At 37.5% G+C, this 2,380-nt stretch carries 2 protein-coding genes and 1 pseudogene; 2 read left to right on the top strand and 1 reads right to left on the bottom strand.

The window, feature by feature from the left end; translation table 11 throughout:
- A partial coding sequence (locus SB717_RS33260; RefSeq protein WP_410907050.1) for a glycoside hydrolase family 1 protein occupies positions 1 to 1,253 on the bottom strand: 1,253 nt, incomplete at its 3' end.
- A gap of 549 nt (positions 1,254 to 1,802) precedes the next feature.
- On the opposite strand from SB717_RS33260, the gene SB717_RS33255 reads away from it, so the two are divergent.
- Both SB717_RS33255 and SB717_RS33250 read left to right on the top strand, forming a co-directional pair.
- Positions 1,803 to 2,102 carry a hypothetical protein gene (locus tag SB717_RS33255; RefSeq protein WP_074682425.1) on the top strand — a complete coding sequence of 100 codons (300 nt, stop codon included), beginning with the start codon at positions 1,803 to 1,805 and terminating at the stop codon, positions 2,100 to 2,102.
- Positions 2,103 to 2,113: 11 nt separating this feature from the next.
- Positions 2,114 to 2,380, top strand: a pseudogene (locus SB717_RS33250) (FtsK/SpoIIIE domain-containing protein); the annotation flags it as partial.

Here is a 2,380-nt window from a genome sequence, read left to right as displayed (position 1 = left end):
TAATATCCTTTTAGGTGAATGCCTTCTTGTATAGCAAGCTTAATCACTTTTAAATGTTCTTCAATATATTTAATACGGGGAACGTCTACGATTTCTCCATCAATAATCGGATCTTCATCACCAAGCCCATTTTCAGTTACATACATTTTAATATCCCCATAACGCTCTTTTAACATATGAAGTCCGTCTAAAAATCCTTGAGGTGAAATTTCCCATCCCCATTTTGTATAGGTTTTATCTGCCATTTTTACGGTGCGATAAAAGCCGTCAAATGATGGATTTCCAGGAGCTAAAGTAGAGGTTTCTCTTGAGTGCTCCATAGACGAAACAGTTTCATTGTTTTTCTCTACGCGAATCGGTTGATAATAATTAAGGCCAATGAAATCATTGTGTTCGGCACTTCTTTTTAATGTATCGAGTTCTTCTTCTGTCCAGCTTGGAGTCCATCCTTTTTCTTTTAATTGCTGTACAACGTAAGATGGATATTCTCCTTTTAAAATCGGGTCATAATACCAAAACGTTTCATATTCATTCGCGTGTCTAGCAGCTAAAATATTTTCTTTTTTATTATCAACGCTATAAGCCGGTAAGAAAACATGTGTAATACCAATTTCTCCATACTGCTTGAGCTTCTTATAACTCTCTACAGCTTTTGCATGTGCGTAAAACACATAATGTGTAGCTTGAAAGTACTTCTTTTCATCGTTTTGAATACCAGGTGGATGAGCGCCTTTTAAATAGCCTAATCCGCAAAACATAACAGTTTCATTGAACGTAATCCAATGTTTAACACGGTCTCCAAATGCTTTAAAACAAACCTCTGCATATTTAACGAACGCATCGGCTGTTCGTTTATTTGTCCATCCGCCGTCCTCTTCAAGTGTCACTGGCAGATCCCAGTGATACAGTGTTACAAATGGAACAATTCCATACTTTAAGCATTCATTAATCACTTGATTATAAAAATCTAATCCTTTTTGATTGACTTCTCCATCGCCAGTTGGCAAGATACGTGCCCACGAAATGGAAAAACGGTACGATTCTAAACCCATCTCAGCCATTAACTTAATGTCTTCCTTGTAGCGATGGTAATGGTCAATGGCTACATCTCCATTTGTGCCTTGATATGTTTTTCCAGGAATCTTTGAAAAAACATCCCAATTGGTTTCGCCTTTCCCATCTTCATTCCATGCGCCTTCTATTTGATAAGAAGCTGATGCAGCTCCAAATAAAAAATCGTTTGCAAATTTCATGATAACACTCCTTATTTTTGTACCAACTTATAAAATTATTTAGGACATATTAAATTTATAGGTACAAATTCAATATAGATTATATACTTATTTTTTGCATTTGACTACAGAAAATGTATGATAAAGGTCTTTTTATCTTCATTTAATTTAGAGGGAGTTTAGTTGTTTGGACACTTTCTGACCTTTCATCCATTGCATAAAAAAATGGAACATTAGGACAAACCTTAGTATATAAAAGCCCAGTATCTCTTACATAACCATATACTAATCCCTTACTGCGGTAAGGGTTCTTTGTTATTTTTTGAGTGGACAGGCAAGCTTACTGCAGTAGCTACATAGTATCTAAAGTATTGTAACTCCGTTATCTAATCAGTAGCTAGTTCAGTATCGCTACCCCGTTAATACAAGCTTTATAACCCTGTTGAAGCCATTTGTGGAATCTGTAAGGGAGCTGAGCCGAGGAGGCGAAGGGGGCGACCGGATGCGTCGAGCTGAAAAAACAGGTACGTCAAAATCAAAAAAATTAAAAGAGTGAAAGAAGGTATCAACATGAGAAAAATAAAAGGATTCACCTTTCCAAAAATCTTTCCTTCACCTCACAAGCCACCTCTTACGAGACCTCGTCCCTTCAGAGCTTATTCCTTTGTTCCGTTTAGTCCACTAGCCATGCTTGACCCCACTATTTTGACCATAGGAGGCATTGTCTTAGGGATTGCTATCATCGAACGAATATTAGAACGGTGGGGTGTGATTGATCTTGTTGATCAGTTTTCAAGGATAATGCGCTTTATCTTGCCTGTCACCTTTTATGGAGCCTTACTTTACTTCTTTGCGACATTTATGTTTTGAGGAGGGGTTAGATGTTTGAGAAACTAAAATTGCGTGGAAAGCTTATTAAAGCGTTTCGTACAGCAGAGATTTACCGGGTGGTGAAACGTGGAGACCGTACCTCCTATCTGTTTCCGAAGATTCATCAAATCGATAATCATCGTACGTATACTCGGTACGCTTTTTCCTTACTAAATGGGATTGATCCTGGTCTTCTAACGAAAAAAAAGTGGGCATTACGGCAAGTATTAGGCAGCAATATCGAAATAAACGGCAGTCTGAAGAATTTTAGTATCACG

Source organism: Priestia sp. SIMBA_032, from assembly GCF_046535215.1.
GTDB lineage: Bacteria > Bacillota > Bacilli > Bacillales > Bacillaceae_H > Priestia > Priestia aryabhattai.
Note: the sequence above shows the minus strand (reverse complement) of the source record. Positions and strands in the feature narration are given on the sequence as shown.